This window comes from Amycolatopsis sp. cg13 (assembly GCF_041346965.1).
In the GTDB taxonomy this organism is placed as follows: Bacteria; Actinomycetota; Actinomycetes; order Mycobacteriales; family Pseudonocardiaceae; genus Amycolatopsis.
Map to the genome: position 1 here is coordinate 9659299 of NZ_CP166848.1, position 18464 is coordinate 9677762.

15 protein-coding genes are annotated in these 18464 nt (G+C 70.6%); 14 read left to right on the top strand and 1 reads right to left on the bottom strand.

Features of this window, described 5'->3' with window-relative positions; all coding sequences use genetic code 11:
* Positions 1-277 precede the first annotated feature (277 nt).
* Both pheS and pheT read left to right on the top strand, forming a co-directional pair.
* Positions 278-1333 (top strand): phenylalanine--tRNA ligase subunit alpha, encoded by a 1056-nt coding sequence (gene pheS / locus AB5I40_RS45175; protein WP_370936312.1) that lies wholly within the window; start codon positions 278-280, stop codon positions 1331-1333.
* The gene (gene pheT, locus AB5I40_RS45180; RefSeq protein WP_370936313.1) at positions 1333-3903 is read left to right on the top strand and encodes a phenylalanine--tRNA ligase subunit beta; all 2571 of its coding nucleotides are present in this window, start codon (positions 1333-1335) and stop codon (positions 3901-3903) included. Before pheS ends, pheT begins: the two co-directional genes overlap by 1 nt.
* A gap of 108 nt (positions 3904-4011) precedes the next feature.
* Here the strand turns inward: pheT and AB5I40_RS45185 are convergent, their stop codons facing one another.
* Complete coding sequence (locus AB5I40_RS45185; RefSeq protein ID WP_370936314.1) at positions 4012-4701, bottom strand: DNA alkylation repair protein; 690 nt, start codon at positions 4699-4701, stop codon at positions 4012-4014.
* A gap of 130 nt (positions 4702-4831) precedes the next feature.
* On the opposite strand from AB5I40_RS45185, the gene AB5I40_RS45190 reads away from it, so the two are divergent.
* From AB5I40_RS45190 to tyrS, 12 genes are all read left to right on the top strand, one after another.
* Positions 4832-6433, top strand: a complete 1602-nt coding sequence (locus tag AB5I40_RS45190; protein ID WP_370936315.1) for an alpha/beta hydrolase — start codon at positions 4832-4834, stop codon at positions 6431-6433.
* Between the two features lie 194 nt (positions 6434-6627).
* The gene (locus AB5I40_RS45195) at positions 6628-7104 is read left to right on the top strand and encodes a helix-turn-helix domain containing protein (protein ID WP_370936316.1); all 477 of its coding nucleotides are present in this window, start codon (positions 6628-6630) and stop codon (positions 7102-7104) included.
* Between the two features lie 979 nt (positions 7105-8083).
* Complete coding sequence (gene argC, locus AB5I40_RS45200; protein WP_370936317.1) at positions 8084-9112, top strand: N-acetyl-gamma-glutamyl-phosphate reductase; 1029 nt, start codon at positions 8084-8086, stop codon at positions 9110-9112.
* Entirely contained in the window at positions 9109-10269 is a 1161-nt protein-coding gene (gene argJ / locus AB5I40_RS45205) for a bifunctional glutamate N-acetyltransferase/amino-acid acetyltransferase ArgJ (protein ID WP_370936318.1), read from the top strand. Before argC ends, argJ begins: the two co-directional genes overlap by 4 nt.
* Positions 10266-11201 carry an acetylglutamate kinase gene (gene argB / locus AB5I40_RS45210; RefSeq protein WP_354744970.1) on the top strand — a complete coding sequence of 312 codons (936 nt, stop codon included), beginning with the start codon at positions 10266-10268 and terminating at the stop codon, positions 11199-11201. The genes argJ and argB overlap by 4 nt, the downstream gene beginning before the upstream one ends.
* Complete coding sequence (locus AB5I40_RS45215) at positions 11198-12403, top strand: acetylornithine transaminase (protein ID WP_370936319.1); 1206 nt, start codon at positions 11198-11200, stop codon at positions 12401-12403. Before argB ends, AB5I40_RS45215 begins: the two co-directional genes overlap by 4 nt.
* On the top strand, positions 12403-13329 hold the full coding sequence (argF, locus tag AB5I40_RS45220; protein WP_370936320.1) for an ornithine carbamoyltransferase: 927 nt from the start codon (positions 12403-12405) through the stop codon (positions 13327-13329). The genes AB5I40_RS45215 and argF overlap by 1 nt, the downstream gene beginning before the upstream one ends.
* Positions 13326-13826, top strand: coding sequence for an arginine repressor (locus AB5I40_RS45225; RefSeq protein WP_344286579.1), 501 nt, complete (start codon positions 13326-13328; stop codon positions 13824-13826). The genes argF and AB5I40_RS45225 overlap by 4 nt, the downstream gene beginning before the upstream one ends.
* Positions 13823-14806: an argininosuccinate synthase domain-containing protein gene (locus AB5I40_RS45230; RefSeq protein ID WP_370936321.1), complete on the top strand. Its 984-nt coding sequence runs from the start codon at positions 13823-13825 to the stop codon at positions 14804-14806. Before AB5I40_RS45225 ends, AB5I40_RS45230 begins: the two co-directional genes overlap by 4 nt.
* A gap of 24 nt (positions 14807-14830) precedes the next feature.
* Entirely contained in the window at positions 14831-16246 is a 1416-nt protein-coding gene (gene argH, locus AB5I40_RS45235) for an argininosuccinate lyase (RefSeq protein ID WP_370936322.1), read from the top strand.
* Positions 16247-16290: 44 nt separating this feature from the next.
* Positions 16291-16926, top strand: a complete 636-nt coding sequence (locus AB5I40_RS45240; protein WP_370936323.1) for a DNA-3-methyladenine glycosylase — start codon at positions 16291-16293, stop codon at positions 16924-16926.
* Positions 16927-16958: 32 nt separating this feature from the next.
* On the top strand, positions 16959-18233 hold the full coding sequence (gene tyrS / locus AB5I40_RS45245) for a tyrosine--tRNA ligase (RefSeq protein WP_370936324.1): 1275 nt from the start codon (positions 16959-16961) through the stop codon (positions 18231-18233).
* Positions 18234-18464 lie beyond the last annotated feature (231 nt).

Genomic DNA, 18464 nt, shown 5'->3' on the forward strand with positions numbered 1-18464 from the left:
AGCTCCGCTGTCCCGAACCCGTCCCGCAGCAACCCGAGCGGGCGTCCGCGGCAAGCCGGTCGAGGGGCGGTCCTCACCTGATCCGCTGACGTCCGTTCGGGTCCTCGGCGACGGTCGGTCGTGATCACGGGGCGGATCCGGCGCAGCCGCTCCGGAAGCGGAGGGTGAGCGGCTAGGCCCGGCGCCCGATCCCCTAGACTGAGCTGCCCGATGTGCACGTGCGGCGGCATGCCCGCGTGCCGCCGACAACACCAGTCCCAGTGGACGCCGAGGAGTCATGTCCGGAGCCACAGAACAGCCGGTCGACGTGCTCGCACCGGAGACCCTGCGCGCGGCGATCAAGGCGGCCGAGGACGCCTTCGCCGGCGCGGCCGACCTGGACGCGCTCGCCGCCGTCAAACCGGCCCATCTCGGGGACCAGTCTCCGGTGCTGCTGGCGCGCCGGGAGATCGCCGCGCTGCCCAAGCAGGAGAAGGCCGACGCGGGCAAACGCGTCAACGAGGCGCGGCAGGCGGTGCAGTCCGCGTTCGACGCGCGCCGCGCCGCGTTGCAGGCCGAGCGCGACGAGCGCGTGCTCCGCGAGGAGGCCGTCGACGTCACGCTGCCGTGGGACCAGGTCCCGCGCGGAGCCCGGCACCCGATCAGCACGCTGTCCGAGCGCATCGCCGACGTCTTCGTCGCCATGGGCTACGAGGTCGCCGAGGGGCCCGAGCTCGAGGCCGAGTGGTTCAACTTCGACGCGCTGAACTTCGGCAAGGACCATCCGGCGCGCCAGCTGCAGGACACGTTCTACGTCGGCGAGGAAGGCTCCGGCCTGGTGCTGCGCACGCACACCTCCCCGGTGCAGGCCCGCAGCCTGCTGCACCGCGATCTGCCGGTCTACGTCGTGTGCCCGGGCCGCACCTACCGCACCGACGAGCTCGACTCCACGCACACGCCGGTGTTCACCCAGGTCGAGGGCCTCGCCGTCGACAAGGGCCTCACCATGGCGCACCTCAAGGGCACGCTCGACGCGTTCGCCCGCGCGATGTTCGGCGAGAGCTCGAAGACGCGGCTGCGCCCGCACTTCTTCCCGTTCACCGAGCCGTCGGCGGAGGTCGACGTCTGGTTCGAGGAGAAGAAGGGCGGCCCCGGCTGGGTCGAATGGGGCGGCTGCGGCATGGTCAACCCGAACGTCCTGCGCGCGTGCGGCGTCGACCCGGAGATCTACTCCGGCTTCGCGTTCGGCATGGGCATCGAGCGGACGCTGCAGTTCCGCAACGGCATCCCGGACATGCGCGACATGGTCGAAGGCGACGTCCGGTTCACCCTTCCCTTCGGAACGGAGGCGTAGTGCGAGTCCCGGTGAGCTGGCTGACCGAGCATCTCGAAGTGGATGCCGACGTCACGCCGCAGGACCTGGCCGACGCCTTCGTGCGGATCGGGATCGAGGTCGACGAGCTGAGCGAGCTCGGCCCGGTGACCGGCCCGCTCGTGGTCGGCCGCGTCGCGGAGATCGAGGAGCTGACCGGCTTCAAGAAGCCGGTGCGGTTCTGCCGCGTCGAGGTCGGCGAGGAGCCCGACCCCGAGCCCGACGACGCGGAACTGTCCGAAGAGGACGAAGACGAGGACGACGGCCCGCTCGAGAACGAGGGCCCGCACGGCATCAAGACGCGCGGCATCGTCTGCGGCGCGAGCAACTTCGCCGAGGGCGACCTCGTCGTGGTCGCGCTGCCGGGCGTCGTCCTGCCGGGCGATTTCGAGATCGCCGCGCGCAAGACCTACGGCAAGGTCAGCGACGGCATGATCTGCTCGGCGGCCGAACTCGGCCTCGGCGACGACCACAGCGGCATCCTCGTGCTCCCGCCGGGCACGGCGAGCCCGGGCGACGACGCGAAGGACCTGCTCGGCCTCGACGACACCGTCATCGAGGTCACGCCGACCCCGGACCGCGGCTACGCGCTGTCGATCCGCGGCCTGGCGCGCGAACTGTCGAACGCGCTCGACGTGCCGTTCGGCGACCCGGCGATGCTCGACAACTTCCCGGAAGCCGAGGGCGAAGCCTGGCCGGTCCGGGTCGATGACCCCGAGGGCTGCCCGCGGTTCGTGCTGCGCCGCGTCACCGGTCTCGACGCGACCGCGCCGACGCCGTGGCGGATCCGCCGCAGGCTGATGCTGGCCGGCATCCGGTCCATCTCGCTCGCGGTCGACGTCACCAACTACGTGATGCTCGAGCTCGGCCACCCGCTGCACGCGTTCGCGACCGGTTCCATCCAGGGCGACCTGGTGGTGCGCCGCGCGAAGGCGGGGGAGAAGCTCACCACGCTCGACGACGTTGAGCGCACCCTCGACGCGGACGACATTGTGATCGCCGACGACAGCGGTGTGATCTCCCTGGCCGGCACGATGGGCGGCGCCAGCACGGAGATCACGCCGGAGAGCACCGACGTGCTCCTCGAAGCGGCGCACTGGAACCCGGCGTCGATCAGCCGCACCGCGCGACGGCACAAGCTGTTCTCCGAGGCGGCGAAGCGCTTCGAGCGCTACACCGACCCGGCGCTGTGCGCGGCCGCGGTGGAACTCGCCGCGCGACTGCTGCGCCAGTACGGCGAAGGCGCGATCCGCCCGGGCCGCACCGACGTCGGCGGGGTCGCCCCGCACGCCCCGGTGACCATGCCGATCAACCTGCCGGACCAGATCGCCGGCGTGCGCTACGAACGCGGCGTCACCGTGCGGCGGCTGGGCCAGATCGGCTGCAAGGTCCAGCTCAGCACGAGCGACCAGGGCGTCGGCCTCGTCACCGCGACCCCGCCGAGCTGGCGCGGCGACCTCGTGCAGCCGGCCGACCTCGTCGAGGAGGTCCTGCGGCTCGAGGGCTACGACAGCATCCCGTCGGTCCTGCCGGCCGCGCCCGCGGGCCGCGGTCTCACCGACTCCCAGCGCCGCCGCCGCGCGGTGTCCGGCGCGCTCGCCGAGGCGGGCTACGTCGAGGTGCGCCCGTTCCCGTTCATCGGCGACGCGGTGTGGGACGCCTTCGGCCTGCCCGAGGACGACATCCGCCGCACCACGGTGCGCGTGCAGAACCCGCTCGAAGCCGACCACGACCGGATGGCGACGACCCTCCTGCCGGGCCTGCTGGAGACGTTGCAGCGCAACGTTTCCCGCGGCCTGAAGGACGTGTCGCTGTTCCACGTCGGCCAGGTCGTGCTGCCGAAGCCGAACCAGCTCAAGGTCCCGGACCTCGGCGTCGAGCACCGCCCGAGCGACGAGGACCTCGCCGTGCTGGAGGCCGCCGTGCCCGCGCAGCCGGTGCACGTCGCCGTCGTCCTCAGCGGCCAGCGCCCGCGCGCCGGCTGGTGGGGCAAGGGCGACCAGGCAGGCTGGGCCGACGCCGTGCAGGCCGCGCGCCTCGTGGCCGAGGCCGCCGGCGTGGAGCTCACCGTGCAGGCCGCGGATCTCCTGCCGTGGCACCCGGGCCGCTGCGCCCAGCTGCGGGTGGGCGACTGGCCGGTCGGCCACGCGGGCGAACTGCACCCGAAGGTCGTCGAGGCCCTCGGCCTGCCGCCGCGCACGGTCGCCATGGAACTCGACCTGGACGCGATCCCGCTGCCCGACTCCCGTCCTGCGCCCAGCATCTCGGCCTACCCGCCGGTGCTGCTGGACGTCGCACTGGTCGCCGGCACGGACGTCCCGTCCGCCGACCTCGCCGACGTGCTCCGCGAAGGAGCCGGCGAACTGCTCGAGGAGATCACCCTCTTCGACGTTTACACCGGCGAGCAGCTCGGCGACGGCAAGCGTTCCCTGGCGTACAAGCTCCGCTTCCGCGCCGCGGACCGCACCCTCACCGTCGACGAGGCCACCAAGGCTCGCGACGCCGCGGTCGCCGCTGCCGGCGAGCGCTTCGGAGCCACGCTCCGCGCCTGATCCGACGCTGTCCCCGCCCCGCGCTCCGGCCACCCGGCCGGTCAGCCGGGGCGGGGGAGCGCTGGTGTCATGGCATCCCTCCTTTTCTTCTCCTGCTAGCGGTTCACTTCAGCCGAGGTGCTTCATCGCCTCCCTTGTGGACAGCGGGGACAGCCCCGGATGCGCTCGGACGAACGCGCGGACCCACTCCGGTTCGGCGCGGGCGTGATCCCGCAGCGCCCAGCCGATTCCCTTGCGCAGAAAGAAATCCCGGTCGCCGAGGTTCGCCTCGATCGCGTCGGCGAGCAGCCCTTGGTCCACCTCGTCCTTCGCGCTGACCTGACAGATCACCGCCGTTCGCCGGCGCCAGCGATCAGCGTCTGTCATCCAGCGGCGAAGAACCGGCGTGACCGCCGCCCGGTGCTCGCGCAGGATCGGCCCGACCCGGCGGATCGCGACCTCGTCGACGTAGTCCCACCACGCCCCGGTGACGATCAGCTCCTCGTACATCTCCAGCAGTTCCGGGTTCTGCCATCGCCGATAGGCACGGTGCCCGGAAAGATCGATCGCCGCGTACCGCTCCTCGCGGTACTCCGCCTCCCGCCACAACGCGAGCACGGTCTCGGTGAACGTCACTCGATCGGGCAGAACATGCTCGGCGAGAAGCGCCTTCATGAGCTCGCCGCGCGGCGGTTTCGGCACTCCGCGAAACGGCATCGCGGACTTCATGTACGCCTGCATTTCCGGTGCCTTGACCGGGTCTGCCAGCTCGGCGAGCCCGGTTCGCACCGCCGTGATCAACGCTTCGCCCGCACTCATCGAGGGCCACCTCCGTCGGATCGGATCCCGACAATCGGGGGACAGCGCGGCTCGTGTCGGGAAACGAGATTCTGCCGCGCAGCCGGTAGCTTCGACGAGCCCGGGTTGCCGTCGTACGCAAAGGACCACTGTGAGGAAAATCGTCACCGCACTGGCCGCCGCCGCAGTCGCGGCCGGAACGCTGGCTGTCGCACCCGCCGCCACCGCGGTGCAGCCCGAGGAGACGGGCTACGCGCCACCGCCGATCAAGTGGGGACCCTGTTCCGCCCCCGGCCTCGCGAAGGCGGGCGCCGAATGCGGATTCCTGGTGGCACCCATGGATTACGCCCAGCCATCGGGCGAGACCGTGCAGATCGCCGTCTCGCGGGTGAAGCACAAGACCGCGAAGTACCAGGGCGTGATGCTGGTGAACCCGGGCGGCCCGGGCGGTTCCGGGCTCGGCCTTTCGGTGCTCGGTCGGAACGTGCCCAAGCACGCCGGCGACAGCTACGACTGGATCGGCTTCGACCCTCGCGGCGTCGGCTCCAGCAAACCGGCTCTCACGTGCGACGGGAACTATTTCGCGCCCGCCCGCCCGGCTTACGTGCCGAACACGCCGCAGCTGGAGAGCACCTGGCGTGCCCGCACGAAGGGCTACGCCGAGGCCTGCGCGAAGAACGGCCCGCTGCTCCAGCACATCAAGACCACTGACGTCGCGCAGGACATGGAAAGCCTTCGGAAGGCGCTGGGCGAGAAGCAGATCAACTACTACGGCTTCTCTTACGGCACTTACCTCGGGCAGGTCTACAGCACGCTGCACCCGGACCGCATGCGCCGGATGGTGCTCGACGGGAACGTCGATCCGCGCAAGGTCTGGTACGACGCCAACCTCGACCAGGACGTCGCCTTCGACCGCAACATCAAGATCTACTTCGGCTGGCTCGCGAAGTACGACAACGTCTATCACCTCGGCAAGACCGGTTCGGCGGTCGAGCAGCTTTGGTACGCGCAGCAGCGCAAACTCGACCGGAACCCGGCGGGCGGCGTGATCGGCGGCGACGAGTGGCTCGACGTCTTCCTGCAGGCCGGTTACTACGTGTTCGGCTGGGAGGACATGGCCAAGGCGTTCGACGGCTGGGTGCACCGCGGCGACTGGCAGTCGCTGAAAGCGTTGTACGACAAGTCGAACGCGCCCGGCGACGACAACGGCTACGCGGTGTACAGCGCGGTGCAGTGCACCGATGCGCAGTGGCCGCAGGACTGGGACCGCTGGCGCCGCGACGCCTGGGCCACCCACCGCCGCGCGCCGTTCGAGACCTGGAGCAACACCTGGTACAACGCGAACTGCCTGAACTGGCCCGCGAAGGCGGGCAAGCCGGTGGACATCGACGGATCGAAGGCGAGCGGCGCGCTGTTGATCAGCGAGGAACTCGACGCGGCCACGCCGTACTCGGGCAGCCTCGAAGTGCGCAAGCGCTACCCGCGTTCGAGCCTCATCAGCGCGCCCGGCGGGACGACGCACGCCGGATCGCTCTCCGGGGTGTCGTGCGTGGACGACCGGGTCGCCGACTACCTCGCCACCGGGGCGTTGCCGAAGCGGGTTCGTGACGACCGCTCCGACGTCCAGTGCGCCGCGGTGCCGCAGCCGGTTCCGTCTCCGGTCGCCACCGGCGCGCAGCAGAAGGCCGATGCCCTGACGAAGGCCGCGGCGGAGGAGAAGCAGAGCCTGCTTTCCGGTTTGCTGCGTTTCTGAGCTGTTCTCCCCGGTGCCCCGGTCTGGTCTTCCAGACCGGGGCACTGTCCTTTTCCGCTGGTCCACCGATCCCCCTCGGTCGTTTTCGTGGTCGCCGAGGACGCTACGGCGGGGGTCTGACAATTTCGGTCCGCAGTCACCCGATCGCGTTAAGTGATCGAAAATTGTCGGGGGTCGCCGATACCTTCGCCGCCATGACGATCATTCAGGAGCACCGGACCGAGGTCCGGTCAGGAGATGTCCAGTACCAGGTCGCCGTCGTCACCCGCACCGAGGACGGCGAGCCGGAGCGAGTCACCGTCACGGTCGGCGGAGAACGGCCGGACGGCGAACCCGTCGTCGAGGGCAGACTCGAACTCGACGTGACGTCCGTGGCGACCGTCGCGGAGCTGCTCGACACGAGCCTGCGCACCTTCGCGGGCGGCGGTTCGCGGCGAAGATCGCGCGGACGCCCGGCACAGCAGGGCAGACCGTGGACCGACGAGATGGACGCGGATTTGGAAGCCCGCTGGCTCGCGGGCGATTCGGTGACCGAGCTGGCGCGCCATTTCGCGCGGACGCCGGGAGGGATCCGGGCGCGCTTGCCGCGGGTGGGCTGCGATCCGGAGCATCCGGGGAATCATCTGCCGACGCCGCCGAGTCTCCGCGAAGCGGAGGAGGGAGCGGACTGACGAATGCCCGCCGGGTTCGCATCCCGCGGCGGGCCCGGCGTGGCGTTGCCTGCGCGCCGGATCGGCGGCTTGGGTGCCGGACGGACAGATTGAGCGCCGGACGAACAGGTTGGGTGCCGGACGGACAGGTTGGTACCGGACGGACGGGTTGGGTGTCGGACGGACGGGTTGGGTGTCGGACGGACGGGTTGGGTGTCGGACGGACGGGTTGGGTGCCGGACGAACAGGTTGGGTGCCGGACGAACAGGTTGGGTGCCGGACGGACGGGTTGGGTGCCGGACGAACAGGTTGGGTGCCGAACGACCTGTGCGGCTCCGGTTCGCTGGGCGGCCGCCTGGCTCGGGTGGCCGGGCGGGTTGTGCCCGGGAAAACAGGGTTCGGATGGATGGGTGGTATCCGAAAGAGCCGGTCTCGGGCGGATGGCCTGCGCGCTGGCCGGACGGTGGGCAGCGGGAGGTCCGGCTGGCTGGACGACCCGGCATCGCTGAGCGACCCGCTTTGCCGCTCGCCCCGGCGTCGCTGAGCGACCCCGCTCTGCGGCACGGCCCTGCGTCGCTGAGCGACCCCCGCTCTGCGGCACGACCCGCGGTGCCGCTCGCCCCGGCGTCGCTGAGCGTCCCGGTGCCGAACGGCCCTGTGCCGCCGAACCCTCCCTGTGCCTCCGAACTGTCCTGTGCCTCCGAACTGTCCTGCGCCTCCGAACTGTCCCGCGTCGCCGAACCGTCCCGCGTCGCCGGATGGTCCGGCGGGGCTGGGTGGCTGGTGACCTGTGGCTGGAAGCCGCTGACCGGATGCTGGACGACTCGGGCGGCCGGGCGACGTGCGGCCGGTCGGCTCGACGAGCCGGACGATCTGGGACTGCGTGATCCCAGCGGACTGACGATTACTGGAGGAATTTGAGAGAAGTCCTGAGGCTGAGCCGGCCGGGGTGAGGAAACCCTCTTTGTTTGAGCTTGCACGCTCGTGCATAATCATTCGTATGACGGTGAAGATCGCGGTAGCCGGGGCCAGCGGGTACGCGGGCGGCGAACTGCTGCGCCTGCTCCTGACCCATCCCGAGGTCGAGATCGGCGCTCTCACGGCGGCGAGCAGTGCGGGGACGACGCTGGGCACGCACCAGCCGCACCTTGCGCCGCTTGCCGGGCGCGTGCTGCTCGAGACGAACGCGGAGACGCTCGCGGGCCATGACGTCGTGTTCCTTGCTCTGCCGCACGGCCATTCGGCCGAGATCGCGGCTCAGCTCGGGCCGGACGTGCTCGTGGTCGACCTTGGGGCCGATCATCGGCTCGCGAACGCGGCGGACTGGCGACGGTGGTACTCCGGTGAGCACGCGGGGCAGTGGCCGTACGGGATGCCCGAGCTGCCCGGTGCGCGCGAGAAGCTCGTGGGCGCCAAGCGGATCGCGGTGCCCGGCTGCTTCCCGACTGGCGGGTCGCTGGCGTTGGCGCCTGCGTTGGCGGCGGGGCTGGTCGAGCCCGCGGTCACGGTGGTGTCGGTGACGGGGACGTCGGGTGCGGGCAAGAGCTTGCGGCCGAATCTGCTCGGCTCTGAGGTGATGGGCAACGCGAGCGCGTACGGCGTCGCTGGGGCGCATCGGCATACGCCGGAGTTCGTGCAGAACCTCTCCGGTGCGGCGGGCAAGCCGGTGAGCGTGTCGTTCACGCCGGTGCTCGCTCCGATGCCGCGCGGCATTCTCACCACCGCGAGTGCTCAACTCGTGCAAGACATCGACGAGGCGGCCGCGCGCGCGGTGTACGAGAAGGCTTATGGTGCCGAGCCGTTCGTCCAGATCCTGCCCGAAGGGGCCTGGCCGACGACTGCGGCGACGGTCGGGTCGAACAACGTCCAGCTCCAGTTCGGGATCGACGCCGACGCGGGCAGGCTGGTCGTCGTCACCTCGATCGACAACCTCACCAAGGGCACCGCGGGCGGTGCCGTCCAATCGATGAACCTGGCGCTCGGTTTCCCCGAGGCCACCGGACTTTCCACCGTGGGAGTGGCACCGTGACCGTCACCGGACCGAAGGGGTTCCGCGCCGCTGGCGTGGCCGCTGGGATCAAAGCCTCCGGCGCGCTCGACTTCACGCTGGTCGTCAACGACGGCCCGCTCGACGTCGCGGCGGGGGTGTTCACCCGCAACGTGATCAAGGCCGCGCCCGTGCTGTGGTCGCAGGAAGTGCTGAAGCAGCAGAAGCTGAAGGCCGTCGTGCTCAACTCCGGCGGGGCGAACGCGGCTACTGGACCGGGCGGGTTTCAGGACACGCACGCTACGGCGGAGAAGGTCGCCGAAGTGCTGGGCGCCGGGGCGATCGAGGTCGCGGTGTGTTCCACGGGACTGATCGGCGAGCGATTGCCGATGGCGGCGGTTCTGTCCGGTGTGGACAGTGCGGTCAAGGCGCTGGACGCCAGTCCGGAAGCGGGGCTCAACGCGGCCACCGGCGTCATGACCACCGACACCAAGCCGAAGCAGGCGTTCGCGCAGCACGAATCGGGCTGGAGCGTCGGCGGGTTCGCCAAGGGCGCGGGGATGCTCGCGCCGAATCTGGCGACGATGCTGTCCGTGCTGACCACGGATGCCGTGGCGGACAAGGAAACTCTCGACCGTGCCTTGCGCGCCGCCACGCACATCACGTTCGATCGGCTGGACGTCGACGGCGGCACGTCGACCAACGACACGGTGCTCGTGCTCGCCTCGGGCGCCAGTGGCGTCGAGCCGACTGAGGCCGAGTTGACCGAGTTGCTCACCAAGGTCAGCCACGATCTCGTGCTGCAGCTGCGGGCCGATTCCGAAGGTGCCACCAAGGATGTCGACGTCACGGTGAAGGGTGCCGCGTCCGAGGCCGACGCGATTGTCGTGGCCCGGACGATCGCCGAGGACAACCTGGTCAAGACCGCGTTGTTCGGGTCCGATCCCAACTGGGGCCGGATCGCGATGGCGCTCGGCCGCGCACCGGCGCGGATCGACCCGGAGACGGTCTCGATCGCCATCAACGGTGTCACCTTGTTCGCGGGCGGCACGACGGCTGAAGACCGGTCGGCGGCCGACCTGTCCGGGCGCGCCATCGACGTCGTCGTGGATCTCGGCGTCGGTTCGGACGAGGCCACGATCTACACCACGGATCTCTCGCACGCGTACGTCGAAGAGAACAGCGCGTACTCGTCATGACGGATACCGGAAGGCTCGTCTCCGCCGACGAACGGCTCGCCAGCGCGGCCGAGAAGGCCGGAGTGCTGATCGAAGCGCTGCCGTGGCTGCAGCGGTTCCACGGCGCGACCGTCGTGGTCAAGTACGGCGGCAACGCGATGATCGACGACCAGCTGAAGGCCGCGTTCGCCGAGGACATGGTGTTCCTGCGGCTGGCCGGCCTGCATCCGGTGGTCGTCCACGGCGGCGGCCCGCAGATCAGCGCGATGCTGTCCCGGCTCGGCGTGCCGGGGGAGTTCAAGGGCGGGCTGCGCGTCACCACGCCGGAGACCATGGACATCGTGCGCATGGTGCTGGTCGGGCAGGTCAGCCGCGAGCTGGTCGGCCTGATCAACGCGCACGGGCCGTACGCCGTCGGCATCTCCGGCGAGGACGCGCGGCTGTTCACCGCCGAGCGCAAACAGGCCACTGTGGACGGTGAGCAGGTGGACATCGGCCTCGTCGGCGAGGTCGCCGAGGTGAACCCGGACGCGGTGCTCGACATCGTGAACGCCGGGCGCATCCCGGTCGTGTCCACGGTGGCCCCGGACGTCGACGGCGTGGTGCACAACGTCAACGCCGACACCGCCGCGGGCGCGCTCGCCGCGGCGCTCGGCGCGGAGAAGCTCGTCGTGCTCACTGACGTCGAAGGCCTTTACGCCAACTGGCCGGACCGGTCGTCGCTGATCGACCGGATCGCCGTCGACCGTCTCGAACGCATGTTGCCCGGCCTGGCCAGCGGCATGATCCCGAAGATGGAGGCGTGCGTGCGCGCGGTGCGCGGCGGCGTGCGCGGCGCCCACGTCATCGACGGCAGGCTCGCTCATTCGGTGCTGCTCGAGGTCTTCACCTCGCGCGGCGTCGGGACCATGGTGCTGCCCGAGGCAGCGGCATCCGGAACGGAGAACGCGTGACTACCCTCAAGTCCAATGCGGACGGTCAGCAGCACTGGCAGTCGGCTCTCATGGACAACTACGGCACCCCCGGCCTGACCCTGGTGCGCGGCGAAGGCGCGCGAGTGTGGGACGCGGACGGCTCCGAGTACGTCGACCTGGTCGGCGGCATCGCGGTGAACGCGCTCGGCCACGCCCACCCCGAGGTGGTGCGCGCGGTCACCGAGCAGATTTCGAAGCTGGGGCACACGTCGAACCTGTACGTGAACCCGGTCGCGGTCGAACTCGCCGAAACCCTTCTCGACATCGCGGGCCTGAACGGACAGGGCAAAGTCCTGTTCGTCAACTCCGGCGCGGAGGCCAACGAGGCCGCGCTGAAGATCACCCGGCTCACCGGCCGCAGCAAGGTTGTCGCGGCGGAGGGCGCGTTCCACGGCCGCACCATGGGCGCGCTGTCGCTCACCGGGCAGCCGTCGAAGCGCGAGGCGTTCGAGCCGCTGGTTCCGGGCGTCACGCATGTTCCGTATGGCGACGTCGAAGCGTTGCGGGCCGCTGTGGACGGCGAGACCGCGGCTGTCTTCTTGGAGCCGGTGCTTGGCGAAGCTGGAGTGATTCCCGCTCCGGACGGCTACCTGCAGGCCGCGCGCGAGATCACCAAGGCCGCCGGGGCGCTGCTCGTGCTCGATGAGGTGCAGACCGGGATCGGGCGGCTCGGCACCTGGTTCGGCTTCCAGCAGGCCGGGATCGTGCCGGACGTGATCACGCTCGCGAAGGGTCTCGGCGGCGGGCTTCCGCTCGGCGCGGTGATCGGCGTCGGCGCGGCGGGCGACCTGCTCAAGCCGGGTCAGCACGGCACGACGTTCGGCGGCAACCCGGTGTGCTGCGCGGCCGGGCTGGCCGTGCTGCGCACGATCGTCCGGGACGACCTGCTCGACCACGTTTCGGCGCTGGGCAAGGACATCGCCGCCGGCGTCGAGGCGCTCGGCCACCCGCTCGTCTCCGGCGTCCGCGGCGCGGGGCTGCTGCTCGGCATCGGCCTGCGGGAACCGGTGTCCGCGGCGGTCGCGAAGGCCGCGCAGGACGCGGGCTACCTCGTCAACCCGGTCGCCCCGGACACTGTCCGGCTCGCCCCGCCGCTCGTGCTCGACGAGCAGCAGGCGCACGGCTTCCTCTCCGCGCTCTCGGGCGCGCTCGACTCCACCACCACGAAGGAATCCGACTGATGCCTCGCCACTTCCTCCGCGACGACGACGTCACGCCCGCCGAGCAGACCGCTCTGCTCGACCTGGCCGACCAGCTGAAGGCGGACCCGCTCGGCACGAAGGCGCTGGCCGGCCGCACGGTGGCCGCGATCTTCGAGAAGAACTCCACCCGCACCCGGTTCTCGTTCGAGGTCGGCATCAGCCAGCTCGGCGGGCATCCGGTGATCGTCGACGGCCGTTCGATGCAGCTCGGCCGCGAGGAGACCATCGAGGACACCTCGCGCGTGCTGTCCCGCTACGTCGACGCCGTCGTGTGGCGCACCTTCGCGCAGAAGCGCATCGACTCGATGGCGTCGGTCGCGTCGATCCCGATCGTCAACGCGCTCACCGACGAGTTCCACCCGTGCCAGGTGCTCACGGACCTGATGACCATCCGCGAGCGCAAGGGCAAGCTCGCCGGGCTCACGCTCACCTACCTCGGCGACGGCGCCAACAACATGGCGCATTCGCTGCTGCTCGGCGGAACCACGGCGGGGATGAACGTGCGCGTCGTGTCGCCGGAGGGGTTCCAGCCCGACCAGCAGGTGATGCTGGACGCGAAGCAGCACGGAGCCGAAACCGGCGGCAGCGCCACCGTCTACACCGACGCGCGCGAAGCGGTCGAGGGTTCGGACGTGCTGGTCACCGACACCTGGACGTCGATGGGGCAGGAGAACGACGGCCTCGACCGGGTCGGCCCGTTCCGCGCCCTGCAGATCAACGCCGAGCTGCTGAAGCGCGCCGCCGACGAGGCGATCGTGCTGCACTGCCTGCCCGCGCACCGCGGCTGGGAGATCACCGACGAGGTGCTCGACGGTCCGGCCAGCGCGGTCTGGGACGAGGCGGAGAACCGGCTGCACGCGCAGAAAGCCCTGCTGGTCTGGCTGTTCGGGCAGAACGGCCGATGACCAGCAGCCGGGTCGGGCGCCAGGCGCGGATCACCGAACTGGTGTCCACGATGGCCATTCGCAGCCAGACGGAGCTGGCGCGGTTGCTGGCCGCCGAGGGAATCGACGTCACGCAGGCGACGCTGTCGCGCGACCTCGACGAACTCGGCGCGGTCAAGCTGCGCGGCGCCGACTCGGGCGCGCCGGTCTACGTCATCCCCGAGGACGGCAGCCCCGTCCGGGGCGTCCAGGGCGGCACCTCGCGGCTGTCCCGTTTGCTCGCGGAACTGCTGGTGTCGGCGGATTTCTCCGGCAACCTCGCGGTGCTGCGCACGCCGCCGGGCGCGGCGCAATTCCTCGCGAGCGCGATAGACCGGGCCGCGCTGGAGGAGGTCGTCGGGTCGATCGCGGGCGACGACACGGTCGCAGTGATCGCGCGCGAGCCGCTCACCGGACGAGACCTTGCCGAACGCTTTACCGCGCTCGCGCAGGGTTCGGCGGAAGGGGACGAGCCGTGACCCGGCGGGTCGTGCTCGCCTATCCGGGCGGGCACGGCTCCTCTGCCGCGCTGAATCTCCTTGCGGGACAAAGCGAAGTGGTCGCTGTCGCCGTGGACTTCGGTGCGGGCGACGTGGATTTGTGCGCGCTCCGGCGGCAGGCGATGGCCGACGGAGCCGCCGAAGTCGTGGTCGCGGACGTCCGCGAGGACTTCGCGAACGGCTACTGTTTGCTGGCGCTGCAAGCGAATGCGCTGATCCTTGATCGGCACCCGCTGGTCTTGGCCCGACCGCTGCTGGCAAGCCAGCTCGTGGCGACCGCGCGGGACCGGAACGCGTCGGCCGTCGCACACGGTGGCGGCGACGCGTTGTCCAGCATGATCGCGACACTCGCGCCAGACCTCGAGATCGTCGAACTCGGCATCCGAGCGAAGCAGGAGCTGTCGACAAGCCGGACTTTGTGGGGCCGGGCCGCGGACGACGGCTACCGCTGCACCGAGGACGCCGTGGCGAACCTCGGCGCGCCGGACGAGGTCGTCGTCACCTTCGATGAGGGCGTACCGGTCGCGGTCGACGGCGAGACGGTCAGCGTCGCCGAGGCGGTGCAGCGGCTCGGCCACCGGGCCGGGGCGCACGGGGTCGGCAGGTTCGAGGCCTATGACACGCCGGGCGCGGCGGTGCTGATCGCCGCGCACGAGGAGCTGGAATCAGTCACCCTGGATCGCGATCTGGCGAGGTTCAAACGCGGCGTCGACCGCCGATGGGCCGAGCTGGTCCACGACGGATTGTGGTTCTCGCCGCTGCGCGAGCCGCTGGACGCGTTCGTCCGGCGGGCGCAGGAGCGCGTGTCCGGCGAGGTGCGGCTGGTGCTGCACGCGGGCAGCGCGACCGTCGCCGACCTCCCCGGGAGGCGGCTTCGCCCGGTCGGACGGCGGTACCGTCCGGCCACCGGGCACACTCCGCTGGGGAGCACCCAGCATCCGAGCACCCAGGCGTCCTGAGACGCCGGACGAGAGAGGCAGAACGTGAGCGGGAAAGACCAGCCGGTGCAGCTGTGGGGCGGCCGGTTCGCCAGCGGACCGGCCGAGGCGATGGCGGCGCTCAGCGCCTCGACCCACTTCGACTGGCGCCTCGCGCCCTACGACATCGCCGGGTCGCGCGCGCACGCCCGCGTGCTGAGCAAGGCGGGTCTGCTCACCGAAGCGGAACTGGCCGGGATGCTGGACGCGCTCGACACGCTGGCGCAAGACGTCGAGTCCGGCGCGTTCACCCCGACGATCGCCGACGAGGACGTGCACACCGCGCTCGAACGCGGTCTGCTCGAACGTGCCGGCGCCGAACTGGGCGGCAAGCTGCGGGCGGGCCGTTCCCGCAACGACCAGGTCGCGACGCTGTTCCGGATGTGGCTGCGCGACGCCGCGCGCCGGGTGGTCGCGGGCACGCTCGACGTGATCGACGCGCTGGTGTCGCAGGCGTCCCGGCACCCGGACGCGATCCTGCCCGGCCGCACCCACCTGCAGCACGCGCAGCCGGTTCTCCTGGCGCACCACCTGATGGCCCACGGCCAGTCGCTGCTGCGCGACGTCTCCCGCCTGCGCGACTGGGACGCGCGCACCGCGGAATCGCCGTACGGTTCGGGTGCGCTCGCCGGTTCGTCGCTCGGCCTCGACCCGGAAGCCGTCGCCGCCGAGCTGGGCTTCGACACCAGCGTGGAGAACTCGATCGACGGCACCGCCTCGCGCGATTTCGTCGCCGAGTTCGCGTTCGCCGTCGCGATGCTTTCGGTGAACCTGTCGCGGATCGCCGAAGAGGTGATCATCTGGAACACCGCCGAATTCGGCTACGTCACGCTGGACGACGCGTGGGCCACCGGCAGCTCGATCATGCCGCAGAAGAAGAACCCGGACGTCGCGGAGCTGACCCGCGGCAAGGCAGGACGGCTGATCGGCAACCTCACCGGTCTGCTCGCCACGCTCAAGGCGCAGCCGCTCGCGTACAACCGCGACCTGCAGGAGGACAAGGAACCGGTCTTCGACTCGGTCGAACAGCTGGAACTGCTCTTCCCGGCGATCGCGGGGATGCTCGGCACGCTCACCTTCCACACCGACCGGCTCGCCGAACTGGCTCCCGCCGGGTTCACGCTGGCCACCGACATCGCCGAATGGCTGGTGCGCCAGGGCGTGCCGTTCCGCGTCGCGCACGAGGCGGCGGGGGAGAGCGTGCGGGTGGCGGAATCGCGCGGAGCCGGGCTCGACGAGCTGACCGACGAGGAGTTCCAGGCCATCAACCCGGCGCTCACCCCGGCGGTGCGCGAAGTCCTCACCGTTGAAGGCTCAGTGCGTTCGCGCGACGCGCGCGGCGGCACCGCGCCGGACCGTGTCGCCGAGCAACGGGCGCGCCTGGTCGAGCGCGTTGCGGCGCATCGGCAGTGGCTGAAGTGATCTGTCGTCAGGCCGCTGGTTAGGCTGGCGGCCTGACGAGGGGAGTGCGTGTGGACCGGTTGTTCCGGCGCGAAGAACTGGCACTGGACCCGGTCGACCTGGCTCGGCTGCTGCTCGGTGCCGTCCTCGAGGCCGACGGGCCCGAAGGCCGGGTCGGGGTGCGGCTCGTCGAGGTCGAGGCCTATCGCGGGCTGGACGATCCCGCCTCGCATTGCTACCGCGGGAAAACTCCGCGGAACGCCGTGATGTGGGGTCCGGCCGGGCACCTCTACGTGTACTTCGTCTACGGCATGCACTTCTGCGCGAACGTCGTCGGCACCGAGGACGGACAGCCGGGCGCGGTGCTGCTGCGCGCGGGCGAGGTCGTCGAGGGCGCGGACATCGTGCGGAAGCGGCGGCCGAACGCGCGCGGCAACGGCGAACTCGCCAAAGGTCCGGCCATCCTCACCTCGGTGCTGGGCCTCGCGCGGGAACAGAACGGCGTCGACCTCACCGACCCCGAATCGCCGGTGCGGCTGCGCGTCGGCGAGCGCGTGCCCGCGGAGAACGTGCGCACCGGCCCGCGGGTCGGAGTCGCGATGGCGATGGAGACGCCGTGGCGGTTCTGGGTCGACGGCTCACCAGCCGTCTCGACCTACCGCCGCGGCGGGAAACGCCGGCAGGTGCGACCCGCGGGTTAACGGTTTGACCTGGTGGGGGATCATCTACAGGTGTGAGTGAGCACATCCTTGACGAGTTGTCCTGGCGCGGCCTGATCGCGCAATCCACCGACATCGACGCCCTGCGCCGAGAACTCGACCACGGCCCGCTCACGCTCTATTGCGGTTTCGACCCGACCGCGCCCAGCCTGCACGCCGGCAACCTCGTCCCGCTGCTGATGCTCAAGCGGTTCCAGCGCGCCGGGCACCGGCCGATCGTGCTGGCCGGCGGCGCCACCGGGATGATCGGCGACCCCCGCGACAACGGGGAGCGCACGCTGAACACCCTGGACGTCGTCGCGGACTGGGCCGGGCGGATCCGCGGGCAGCTGGAGCGGTTCGTGGACTTCGACGATTCGCCGACCGGCGCGATCGTGGAGAACAACCTCGACTGGACCTCGAAGCAGAACACGCTGGAGTTCCTGCGGGACGTCGGCAAGCACTTCTCGGTGAACGTGATGCTGAACCGGGAGACGGTCAAGCGCCGCCTCGAAGGCGACGGCATGTCCTACACGGAGTTCAGCTACCTGCTGCTGCAGTCCCAGGACTACCTGGAGCTGTACCGCAAGCACGGCTGCAAGCTGCAGGTCGGCGGCTCGGACCAGTGGGGCAACCTCGTCGGCGGCGTGGACCTGATCCGCCGCGTCGAGGGCGGCACCGCGCACGCGCTGACCGCGCCGCTGGTCACCGACGCCGAGGGACGCAAGTTCGGCAAGTCCACCGGCGGCGGCAACGTGTGGCTCGATCCGGAGCTGACCTCGCCGTACGCCTGGTACCAGTACTTCGTGAACGTCGGCGACGCTGACGTGCTCCGTTACCTGCGCCTGTTCACCTTCCTTGACCAGGAGGAGATCGACGCGCTGGCAAATGACACCGAGGAGCGTCCGCACCTGCGCGCCGCGCAGAAGAAGCTGGCCGAGGAGTTCACGAACCTGGTGCACGGCGAGGACCAGACGCGCCAGGTCATCGCGGCGAGCCAAGCCCTGTTCGGCCGCGGCGAGCTGGCCGAACTGGACGCGCCGACGCTCGACGCGGCGATGGCCGAGGTCCCGAACGGCAAGGTCGAGCCCGCCGGCGACGCGACGATCGTCGACCTGCTGATCGCCGGGGGACTGGTGGACAGCAAGGGCGCGGCGCGGCGGACCGTGAAGGAGGGCGGCGCGTACGTGAACAACGTGAAGATCGCCGACGAGGAGTGGAAGCCGTCCGCTTCCGACGCGCTCCACGGCCGCTGGCTCGTGGTCCGCAAGGGCAAGCGCAACGTCGCCGGCGTCCGCGTCGGGGGCTGATCTCCGCCCGAGGCCCGAAACAGGGGGCCTGACCTGCGGGAACGCGGTTAAGGTACCCCCCTGTTTCGGGCTCCTGGAGGGCGTGTAAAGTTCTCCAAGTCGCCAGGGAAACCGGGTGGCCGCCGGGACACGAACCAAGCTCTCGCCTCTAGGGTGATTGAGTGGGTGTCCCACCACAAACTGCTAGGAATGACCGCTTCGGTCAGGCTCGCCCTCACGGGGGTTCGGGTT

Bases quoted from the DNA above. Each gene is read 5' to 3' on its own strand.
- pheS (WP_370936312.1), top strand. From the start codon at position 278: ATGTCCGGAGCCACAGAACAGCCGGTCGACGTGCTCGCACCGGAGACC.
- AB5I40_RS45185 (WP_370936314.1), bottom strand. From the start codon at position 4,701: ATGAGTGCGGGCGAAGCGTTGATCACGGCGGTGCGAACCGGGCTCGCC.
- AB5I40_RS45195 (WP_370936316.1), top strand. From the start codon at position 6,628: ATGACGATCATTCAGGAGCACCGGACCGAGGTCCGGTCAGGAGATGTC.
- argC (WP_370936317.1), top strand. From the start codon at position 8,084: ATGACGGTGAAGATCGCGGTAGCCGGGGCCAGCGGGTACGCGGGCGGC.
- argB (WP_354744970.1), top strand. From the start codon at position 10,266: ATGACGGATACCGGAAGGCTCGTCTCCGCCGACGAACGGCTCGCCAGC.
- argF (WP_370936320.1), top strand. From the start codon at position 12,403: ATGCCTCGCCACTTCCTCCGCGACGACGACGTCACGCCCGCCGAGCAG.
- AB5I40_RS45225 (WP_344286579.1), top strand. From the start codon at position 13,326: ATGACCAGCAGCCGGGTCGGGCGCCAGGCGCGGATCACCGAACTGGTG.